The following is a 9551-nucleotide window of genomic DNA, read 5'->3' as shown; positions in this document are numbered from 1 at the left end:
GTATCCTCTAGAGTTGTTTGACGTTGAGTTTGGCGCTTTCCAAGGTCCCTATGGTGCTCGGCTTCATGCAACCGATGCCGAGCGTTCGTTGTCATTCGAGTCCTTCGGCATCAGCTCGCGAGGCGATTTGCTGCCCCCCTGTCGGGAGCCACGGTCAAATCGAGCTGGATCTCGTCTCCGATCGGGTTCTTGAAGGGATTGCTCGCACGGAAATCGTTGTGCTCCTGGCGTGCCGCATCCAGCTTTCTGGGATCCGCGAAGAGAGCCGCGGCAACCCCGGCCATCGCTTTCGCGGCAAGGATCATCCCTTTGTGCGCGGCGGGTGAGCGACCCTGCGCGACCATCTGCCAAGAATGCCCAGGAGTTCCTACTGCGCACGTGGCCACACGGCACTGGACGGTGGGCACGATCCAACTGACCGTTCCCACATCGGTCGACCCGATGGCGTTTGGCGATCCGGCGCCGAGCGGATAAATTTCTTCCGTCAGGGCGTCGTTTGAATCGGGTGCTAGCTTGAAGTTTGTGCGGGCTCTCCGAATGTCTGCCCGATCGACAGTCGCCTGTATGGCGGCTGCGTATGCGCGATCATCGGCGTCAAAGCCGGGGCCGCCCAGCCCTCTGAGGGTCTCGTCCATCAGCTTTTCAAGAACGGTGTTGCCGACGAGATTGGCTTCTCCTGCAACCTGCTTCCACGACAACTCCGTCTCGGTCATCAGTGCCGCACCTCGTGCGATATCGACGACGCGCGAGAACAGCGCCCACATCTCGTCGAGCGTTGCGGCACGCACGAGATGGCGCACTCGGGCATGGGCCTGCACGACATTGGGTGCGATTCCGCCGGTCTCTGTTACCGCATAGTGGACACGCGCTCCCGGCGGCATGTGCTCGCGCAGATAGTTGACGCCCACGCTCATCAGCTCGACGGCATCAAGCGCGCTTCGACCGAGATGAGGAGCAACTGCAGCATGCGCGGCGCGACCGGAAAAGGCGAACTCCGCCTCGACACATGCCAGAGAAAGCGGTGTCGTAACCCCCGTGAACGGCCCCGGATGCCAGCAGATTGCAACGTCGACATCGTCGAATACGCCGGCGCGCGCCATGAAGCTTTTGGACGACCCGCCTTCCTCGGCGGGGCAACCGATGTATCGGACGCGCCCTTTGAGACCGTGGCTTGCCAGCCAATCCTTGAGCGCGGCAGCGGCGAGAAGGGATCCGGCGCCAAGCAGGTTGTGGCCGCAACCGTGTCCGTTGCCAGCATGAACGAGGGGATGCGGTTCTGTTGCTCCGGCGACCTGGCTGAGGCCCGGCAGCGCGTCGTACTCACCTAGAATTGCGATGACCGGACCGCCTTCACCGGCTTCTCCGCCGATGGCGGTGGGCATTCCTGCGACTGACTCGAGCAGGCGAAAACCTTCCGCATGGATCATTCGCGCATGCTCAAAGGACGAGCGATGCTCCTCGAAGTTGAGCTCCGGCGTGTCCCAAATGCGATCRCTCAGATCGCAATAGGCACGGCTTTTGCTCTCAACGTAAGCCGATATCGGCTCGTCTGACATACGTGCGCTCCGGCCGTCGTTCCCTGGGCTATTGCCCATTTTCGTTGCCTTCCATCATAGCGAAGGGGATCGAGTAGCAATGGGCAAATTATGACGTATTTATGCAGTAATCCGCCTCAATTCCCTCCTTTGATGCAGGTTTTATGCGGATGGTGCGACTGCCTGGCACTGCGGGCAGGCCTTAACCTAGGTCCGTCGCGGCGATGGGCAGTTCGAAGCTGGCCTTGACGCGATCCATCACCACCATCGTCTTGAAACMCTTGATGTCGGGATTCTCATAGAAGAAGCGGCGGGTGAACTGCTCGTAATCCTGCATGTCCTGCGCCGTCACGAGCAATGCAAAATCGGCCTCGCCGGTCACATAGAGCCCGATCATGATCTCGGTGGTCGAGCGAATGGCCCGCTTAAAGCGATCGATGATGTCGGCGCGTTCGCGCTCGAGAGAAACCAGGACGAGCATCGAGATGGGACGCCCGACTTCTTTAGGGGAAATAATCGAAACGTCACCCTCGATGACACCCTCGCTTCTAAGCCGTTTCAGACGCCGTTGGCAGGCCGTTGGCGAGAGCCCGACAAGCTCCCCCAACTGATCGGAGGTCATTCGATTGTTTTTCTGAACGGCATTGAGGATCAGAACGTCGATGTTGTCGAGTACGGCCATGCAGGACTCCTGCGCAGAGTGTCGATGTTGCGCCGGAATTACTCTGACATGGGGCCCATTTTGCTGCCAAGAGCATATTGTTGCTATTACGTTGAAGCGCGGTCTCCGCAGCGGCGAGCGGATTGAAGAGATTATGCAGCGAGCGGGCCGCTGAACTGCGCACCGGTCGTCGAAAGGGAAGAACCAACTACATGCTCGACAACGGCAATCAGCTCAACTCCTGGGATCGGGATCACTTCTTTCACCCCTCGACGAACATGGGTGCGCATGCTCGCGGTGAAACTCCTACACGCGTAGTCAGCAGCGGCGCCGGCGTCTACATTACCGACACGGCGGGAAAGCGGAGCCTCGACGCGTTTGCCGGCCTTTACTGCGTCAACGTGGGCTACGGGCGCCAGAAGATTATCGATGCGATCGCGGAGCAGGCGAAGAACCTCGCATATTATCATGCGTATGTCGGTCACGGGACCGAAGCGTCGATCACGCTTGCAAGAATGATCGTCGAACGAGCGCCGGCGAACATGAGCCGTGTCTATTTCGGGCTGTCTGGTTCGGACGCCAATGAGACGAACATCAAGCTCATCTGGTACTACAACAACATCCTTGGACGACCGGAAAAGAAGAAGATCATTTCCCGTTGGCGTGGCTATCATGGCTCTGGAGTCATGACGGGCAGTCTCACGGGTCTCGACGTCTTCCATGCGGCTTTCGACTTGCCCCGCATGCCCGTGCTGCATACTGAAGCGCCGTACTATTTCCGTCGCCCGGACCGCTCGATGAGCGAGGAACAATTTTCGCAATATTGCGCGGACAAGCTGGAGGAGATGATCCTGGCCGAGGGTCCGGAAACGGTCGCGGCCTTCATTGGCGAGCCAGTCCTMGGAACCGGCGGCATTGTGCCCCCRCCCGCCGGTTACTGGGACAGGATCCAGTCCGTACTCGCGCGATATGACATCATGCTCGTCGCAGATGAAGTCATCACCGGATTCGGGCGGCTCGGCACGATGTTCGGCTCCGATCACTACGGCATGCGTCCGGACCTCATCACAATCGCCAAGGGACTGACGTCGGCATACGCACCGCTTTCCGGCACGATTGTCTCAAGCCGAATCTGGGAGGTCCTCGTTCAGGGTTCGGACAAGATGGGCCCGATCGGCCACGGGTGGACCTATTCCGCTCATCCCATCTGCGCTGCCGCGGGGATCGCGAACCTCGAGCTCATCGGTGAACTGGATCTCGTGGAAAATGCACGTTTGGTCGGCGCCTATTTCCGTGAACAACTGTCAGACGCGTTGTCCGACCATCGTCACGTGGGCGAGGTCCGTGGCGAGGGGTTGATGGCTGCGGTGGAGTTTGTCCAAGACAAGGATGATCGTCAGTTTTTCGACGCTTCGCACAAGATTGGTCAGCAGGTCGCGGCGGCGCTCGCAGAGCGTGGTGTCATCGCCCGTGCTATGCCCCAGGGGGATATCCTTGGTTTCGCGCCGCCTCTTTGCTTGACCCGTGAGGAGGCCGATATCGTCGTACAGGCCGCGCGGGCGGCCGTCGACGTCGTGCTGCCGGCAACGAGTCGATAGGCTATACTCGGCTACGCGCGGTCAGGATTCCGATGCATCGCGACATTCTTTGTCGTGATGCAAGAATAGGCGAGATCGGTGAGCCAGGGGCGCATATGCTGCGCGGCGAAACGTGCCATGCGCGGCTGCGTCAAGGGAACAGTAAAGACGAACTCCTCCGGCCCTCGAAGGACACGCTGGCGGCTGGCCACTTCGAGCCAGAGCGGCAGGATGCGTGCGCTACCTTGAAGGGCGGGATCAACGTAGGAGCAGGTCCAGCGCAACGTGTCGGAAGCGACGCGGTGTGTCACGACGAAGCCGGACACCGGTCGCGCTGATTTCCGTTCGTCGACGAGAGCGACGCTGGTCGCTCGGTCAAAACCCGCCTCAACGGCAAATGGATCGACCTCCTCTGGAATCCAATCCCCAACGCCCGCCCTCAGGGCCGCGCGCTCTCGTGGGGTAAGTCTCGCCCAGTCGCGAATGGCGTAGTGCGACGGAAGTTTCGCGCGCACGAGCCACGGGGTCTCGAAGGCGTTTTGGATCGTGCTGCGGCATACGAGCTTGGTGATTGTCGGCCTCGCCCAACCCTGCCTCATCGCAAATCGAACAGGCCCCTGTTCCTCGGACCTGACGGTCAAAAAATGCACGCCTCGGCGCATTCCAGCCGCGGCAAAGGCCTTTTCCAGCAGCGCGAGCAATCGCGAGCCGATGCCCTGCCTGCGCGACAAGGCTGAGACGAAGAGGGACAGAACTTCAAACTCCCCGTTCGGACCGCGAACGCCGATGACGAGACCGACAGGCTCATCATCCCGGAATGCCGCGAAGGCTAGGGTTTCAGGGAAGAAGGGCGCGATTGCCGACAGCACCGCCGGAAATGTGAGGTGGCCGAGCGCTTCGAGCTCGCCTGCCGGCACCGGAACGACACGCACAGTCCCGCTCATTCAATTCGTCAAAGCGGCAACCACGGGCAGGCCGGGCGGGAGGAGATCGTCATCCGCATTTGCTTCCAGCAGGAGCCCTGCATCAAACAACTTTTCAAGGAGATCAGCGACGACGAGAACGCTCACGCCCTGGTTCACGAGGTGCTCGACCACGTCGACGACGGCGAGATCGCCGCGAGCAATCAGGTCACCGACCATGCGGCCGCAGATCTCATTCTCAACCAGGTGTTCGATGCAGCGTGAATGGAGCTTGAAGCCGGTCGCAATCGGCTCATAGCGCAGATCCGAGCGGAACCGCGCGGGCCATTCGCCGGGAAGACCGGCCATCATATGTTCGTCGATGAGCCCCTCGATCGCCGCGCGAAACTCGGCGCCTGTCGAAAAGGTGCGTTCTCCGAAGATGCGGTAACCCAACGGCCAGCGTTCGCTACCCGGAACAGGTGTTACGAGCTGGACGCTCTTTTTCATCATGTTGACGAGAAAGCCGGAGACGCATGCAATAGTGGTGTGGTCGCGAGACAGTTCCGCGATCTTTTCAGATTTTCCTGCAGCACGCAGCTTTGCAACGCGCTCGCGGGCGCGTCCTGCATCGGCCTTGGCGGTCAAGGATTCCCGGTTCTGCATGACGAGCTCGACGCCCATTAATTCTTCGGGTTTGAACGTCGCATGGATCTTGTCCAGTTGCTTGACGGTCAGTACGGAAAACCGGTTCGTCACGGTTCGGAAACGGTCGAACAATCCGAGAATTCTCCGGGTCAGCGCTTCGTCCTTCAAGGGCGCGGCGGTGGTCGTCTGGGGCAGGGCGCCGGTGATGTGGTAGTAGTCCTCGATGAACCGGTCATAATCCGGATTGTCGCATGGATCCGTCGCCCAGTAGCAGAAACCCGTGCGCGCGGCGGTATCGAACATGTCGTGCATCACGGCGAGCATGTCACGCCACAAAGCCGCATTCTCTTCGGAATAGGGGAAGTGACCGCGATAGCGCTCCGCTGCAAGGCCGCAGAACCAGCAGCCCACGGTGCAGCCTTCGCTTAACTCAAAGGCGACGATGGGATGAGTGATGGAGGGTCCGGACCCGCCCAGTTCGCTCATGGAGCGTTTGATCTGCCGTTCGCGCCAAGCGTGAAAGCGCGGATGAATTCCCTCCATCGAGCCTTCCTCGCGCAGAAGATCGCGGTGACGGAACATATCCTTCATGTACTCGTCCCACGCGAGTGCGAGGGGCCAGCGAGCTTCCTCTTCCGTAAAGCGGTAGCGCAGATGCTGGCTGTGATAGAGCGGCAGCATTTCGAGCGGGTCGAGATCGATGCCGTAGCGCTCGGCGACGACCTTCGGGTTGTCTACGTTTTCGGCGAGCGCCTGACGAAAGCCGGGATCGGCCACAAGGCGTTCCATGAACCGTTTGATGTGGGCGAGGATGCGCAGCTCCTCGGGCGTCCGCTTGGTGAAGATGCCGCGATAGTGCCGAGTGGCTTCGGTGATGTCCATCTGCGACCTCAATTCTCAACCAATGTCAGGGTAGCGTCTTCCCGCTCAGAAGCGGGCGAGGCCTCGATCAGGCAATTGTCGTACAAATCCGTCAGGAGCGAATGCACGTCGAAAAAATTCGCGCCGCCGCCTACCAGCGTCTCGGCAATGGACGCGACAGGACGAGGGGATTGCACAAGAAGCGCCGCGAACTGCTCCAAGAACGCAAAGCCTCTTACCTCGTGGACGCTGACCGCATTTTCGAGACGAAGTCCGCGGTTTGAAGTGGTGATGGTGAGATCACGTCGAAAGGAGACCAAAGCATCGGCGGCGAGTTCATCTGGCATGTGGGCCGCTACGATCCTGTCCATGCAGTTCGCAAAATCCGCTCCGTCGCTGAACGTTTCGTCGGCAAAGGTAAGAAAGCCCTGCGGATTGGCTCCGTCGGCGCGGCAAGGCGCGATCAGGCGGAGGCGGCGCTCCGGCAGGTTGACGAGGAAGCCCGAAACGCAGGCGATCGTGGTTGCTATGCCACTCAAACCCAGATCCTGTTCCGGCCGCGCCTTTTCTCGATCGAGCGCCCGGCCTGCTCGCGCCTTGGGCATTAGCGAGTCTTTCATCTGCGGGACGATCTCCACAAGGAGGAGATCGATGGGCGTGAAGACTTCAAATATCGTGTGGAGCTGCCGGGTTGTGAGAACCGAAAAGCGATTGAGGACTGGTTGATCGGGATTCGAGAGAGAAAGAACTCGCCGGATCAGATCACAGTCTTTCAGGGGAGCAGCGGTCGTCGTCTGCGGAATCCACCCGGTGATTGCGCCATGATCGTTCAGGAAGCGGTCGTAGTCAGGCGTGTCGACAGGGTCGGTTCCCCAGTAACAGAAACCCGTCCGTGCCGCGGGGCCGAGCCGATCTGCCATGACGGACAGAATATCTCGCCACAACATTCCGTCACGATCGTAGTCGGCCGTTCCATTGAACGWGGCTGCCGAGATACCGCAAAACCAGCATCCCACCGAACAACCGCTCGCCAGTTCGTAAGCGGCGACCGGATGCGTGATGGCTGCATGCATCGGTCCAAGTTCACTTTCAGCACGAGCCATCTGACGTTGGCGCCAGGCCGTGAAGCGGGGATTCGTGCCATGCGATGTCGGGTAGTGGGACATGAGATCCCGATAGCGGACGAGATCCTCCTGCCAGCTTTTCCAGAGCCTTACATCAGGCCATGAGAGGAGGCCGTCGTTGTCATACACGTGTCGTCCGAGCGCCTTGTCCCAGAGAGGGCGGTAACGCTCGAAGGACTTGCAGTCGGGGTGGCTTCCGTCGCGCAGAGCCGTGCGGAAGGCTGGGTCGCCGATCAGTCTTTCGCGAAACCGTTTGACCTCGGCAATTGTTTGGAGCGCCTCCGTGTCGTGGCGAGCAAGCGCATTGCGAAGGTGGTCACGCGGATCGGTGCATGCGGCCGCGGCTCTGATTGGGGAAATGCCTGACAAGCGCCCCGGCATGAAGCTTACGCGATCAGGTCAGAACGGCCGCGACGACCGCCACCACTTCTGCTGCGGCAGCTACGTCGGCGGCAGCTTCCGACACCTGAACGGCGGTGGTCGCCACTTCCGCCGCTTCGACAGCGCTGCTCGCGACATAGGCGGTCTGGGCGACCTTTGTGCTTGTGGCAACGCTCGAATGATGATGCTTGCCGCCGGCGATGGCATCGAGTTGCTGATCAGTCAGTTCCTGCGAACTGCGCGACTGGATGTACTTCTTGGCTTCGTCGATCGTGAAGTTGTAGCCATGCTGCTTTGCGATGGCGACTACCGCGCCGAGGCCGGTTGCATGTTGCTTCACTTGGGCCAGCAATTCTTTGTTGCCGACAAGGTCATTCGCAAAACGCTCTGCGTCTTCGACAGACATGGACCACCTCGTGGGGAAGGGATTTTCGGACATCAACCAGGAAACGTCACGCCCCTTTTGCCGGGGTCTTACCTTGCGGAATATATTGAAAGAAAGGTAAGCTTGCCTATGCTGCTCGTCAAGCAGTTTGGAAGTCATCCATGCACGTCTCCCGCCTTCCATTAGGGCAATCTCCTCACAGTTTCTTTCACCTGCGGAGTGTACCGGGGTGAGGAGGGCTGCTTGCACGAGTGAACAGGGAGCGGACGTCTGCCTCGTCAATATGCCTCTCTCCGGCGTGGAGCGGCCCTCGATCGCGCTCGGATTGTTGAAGTCCATTCTCGACGGAGCGAGCATCGATACGCGCGTGCTTTATCCGAGTCTGTGGTTTCTCGAGTTCGTCGGTATGAAGAACTACCGGGCTCTGGAGAGCATCAGGCCGGAAGAAGCGGTTGTGGATTGGCTGTTTGGCGCTGCTGCCTTTCCCGACTTCGCGCCTGATCACGACACCTTTCTGGAAAGCCTCGCCTCCCGCAATCCGCGCAGAAGGCGCGGTGGCCCGGACGACGCACAGCTCCTCGCTCTGCGGGCTCAGATGGTCGACTATATCGATTGGGCCGCGCGCAAGGTTTTGGAACACAAGCCGAGGGTCGTCGGCTGCACCTCTACCTTCCAGCAGCACGTAGCATCGCTTGCACTCCTCCGGCGGATCCGCGAACTCGCGCCGGACGTCGTGACGATGATCGGCGGCGCGAATTGCGAGTCGATCATGGGGCGGACGACCCATGCGAGCTACCCGTGGATCGATTACGTGGTCTCTGGGGAGGCCGATGCCTTCATCGTCCCCTTCGTTCGACGCATCCTGGAGGTTGGAGCCGACCTGCCGATCGAGGATGTTCCCTTTGGGGTGTTCGCACCGGTTCACAGAGCGGTGGGTTACCCCGTTTCCTCATCGGGCGACGGCGTGCCCCGCGCCGTGACAGAAGATGTGCGCGGCTTGCCGCTTCCCGACTACGTCGATTACTTCGCCGAGCTGAAACAATCTCTCTATGCGGATCGCATCATCCCCGGCTTGCCGATGGAGTTCTCCCGCGGATGCTGGTGGGGCGCAAAGAGCCATTGCACCTTCTGCGGCCTGAACGGTGGCACCATGTCATACCGCGCCAAGTCGTCGGAGGTGGTTGTGGACGAAATGATCACCATGAGCGCGCGATACGGTACACGCCGAATAGAAGCCGTCGATAACATCCTCGACATGTCGTATTTCGAGAATGTGATGCCCCGCCTTGCGGCGGAAGGAGGCGAATTCTCCATCTTCTTCGAAGTCAAATCGAACATGAAGAAGCGTCACCTCGAGATGCTCGCGGCGGCGGGAGTGAGGTGGATCCAACCGGGTATCGAGAGCCTCGATTCTCGTGTGCTGAAGCTGATGCGCAAGGGCTGCTCCGCGTCGCAAAATCTCCAGCTTCTGAAATGG

The 9551-nt window shown here is 60.1% G+C and carries 8 protein-coding genes; 2 read left to right on the top strand and 6 right to left on the bottom strand.

The genetic code is table 11. The annotated features are described in order from the left end of the window. Positions 1-110: 110 nt before the first annotated feature. Together AC1DT3_RS05625 and AC1DT3_RS05620 are read right to left on the bottom strand one after the other, a co-directional pair. Entirely contained in the window at positions 111-1556 is a 1446-nt protein-coding gene (locus AC1DT3_RS05625) for an amidohydrolase (protein WP_477464264.1), read from the bottom strand. Positions 1557-1737: 181 nt separating this feature from the next. Then, complete coding sequence (locus AC1DT3_RS05620; RefSeq protein ID WP_477464263.1) at positions 1738-2217, bottom strand: Lrp/AsnC family transcriptional regulator; 480 nt, start codon at positions 2215-2217, stop codon at positions 1738-1740. A 191-nt stretch (positions 2218-2408) separates the two neighbouring features. Here AC1DT3_RS05620 and AC1DT3_RS05615 point away from each other — a divergent pair, with 191 nt between their 5' ends. Beyond that, positions 2409-3794, top strand: a complete 1386-nt coding sequence (locus AC1DT3_RS05615) for an aminotransferase (protein ID WP_477464262.1) — start codon at positions 2409-2411, stop codon at positions 3792-3794. An 11-nt stretch (positions 3795-3805) separates the two neighbouring features. Here the strand turns inward: AC1DT3_RS05615 and AC1DT3_RS05610 are convergent, their stop codons facing one another. Genes AC1DT3_RS05610 through AC1DT3_RS05595 form a run of 4 tightly spaced genes read right to left on the bottom strand, consistent with a single transcriptional unit; the run spans position 3806 to position 8095 of the window. Then, on the bottom strand, positions 3806-4717 hold the full coding sequence (locus AC1DT3_RS05610; RefSeq protein WP_477464261.1) for a GNAT family N-acetyltransferase: 912 nt from the start codon (positions 4715-4717) through the stop codon (positions 3806-3808). Then, positions 4718-6205, bottom strand: coding sequence for a radical SAM family RiPP maturation amino acid epimerase (locus AC1DT3_RS05605; protein WP_477464260.1), 1488 nt, complete (start codon positions 6203-6205; stop codon positions 4718-4720). A gap of 8 nt (positions 6206-6213) precedes the next feature. Next, on the bottom strand, positions 6214-7689 hold the full coding sequence (locus AC1DT3_RS05600; protein WP_477464259.1) for a radical SAM family RiPP maturation amino acid epimerase: 1476 nt from the start codon (positions 7687-7689) through the stop codon (positions 6214-6216). Between the two features lie 13 nt (positions 7690-7702). Continuing rightward, positions 7703-8095 (bottom strand): Nif11-like leader peptide family natural product precursor, encoded by a 393-nt coding sequence (locus AC1DT3_RS05595; RefSeq protein WP_477464258.1) that lies wholly within the window; start codon positions 8093-8095, stop codon positions 7703-7705. A 208-nt stretch (positions 8096-8303) separates the two neighbouring features. Here AC1DT3_RS05595 and AC1DT3_RS05590 point away from each other — a divergent pair. Continuing rightward, positions 8304-9551, top strand: a 1248-nt coding sequence (locus tag AC1DT3_RS05590) for a RiPP maturation radical SAM C-methyltransferase (protein ID WP_477464257.1), incomplete at its 3' end; no start/stop codon positions are given.

It is taken from the genome of Microvirga sp. P4_G7 (genome assembly GCF_056401005.1).
This window is presented reverse-complemented; position numbering and strand designations above follow the sequence as displayed.

What these genes read in the sequence shown, in the direction of transcription:
- AC1DT3_RS05605 (WP_477464260.1), bottom strand. Translation starts at nt 6,205, where the DNA reads ATGGACATCACCGAAGCCACTCGGCACTATCGCGGCATCTTCACCAAG.
- AC1DT3_RS05610 (WP_477464261.1), bottom strand. Translation starts at nt 4,717, where the DNA reads ATGAGCGGGACTGTGCGTGTCGTTCCGGTGCCGGCAGGCGAGCTCGAA.
- AC1DT3_RS05595 (WP_477464258.1), bottom strand. Translation starts at nt 8,095, where the DNA reads ATGTCTGTCGAAGACGCAGAGCGTTTTGCGAATGACCTTGTCGGCAAC.